Source organism: Salifodinibacter halophilus, from assembly GCA_012999515.1.
Classification (GTDB): domain Bacteria; phylum Pseudomonadota; class Gammaproteobacteria; order Nevskiales; family Salinisphaeraceae; genus Salifodinibacter; species Salifodinibacter halophilus.
The window spans coordinates 1-249 of sequence record JABEEB010000496.1 but is presented as its reverse complement, the minus strand read 5'-3'; the positions used below and the strand labels follow the sequence as shown (position 1 = coordinate 249).

The window sequence follows — 249 nt, the reverse complement described above, 5'->3', positions numbered from 1 at the left end:
CGCGAGCGCTTCGGCGTCCGTCGTGTCGTCCGCAGCGAGGATTTCCTGCAAGCGCGCTGCGTCCTCGGGTGCGGCGTTGCGCACGGCGTGGACGGCGATGAGCGTCTTCTTCCCTTCCTTGACGTCGTTGCCGACGGCCTTCCCGAAGTCGCCGGCGCGATCGAGGCTGTGTTCGACGTCGAGGATGTCGTCCGCGATCTGGAAGGCGATACAGACCGTCTCCAAGAAGACGCCGTCGAGGCCGAGCTC

The 249-nt window shown here is 66.7% G+C and carries 1 protein-coding gene; it reads right to left on the bottom strand.

All coding sequences use genetic code 11. From position 1 onward, the window contains the following. On the bottom strand, nt 1–249 hold a 249-nt coding region (locus HKX41_12600), incomplete at both ends, for a polyprenyl synthetase family protein (protein ID NNC24974.1).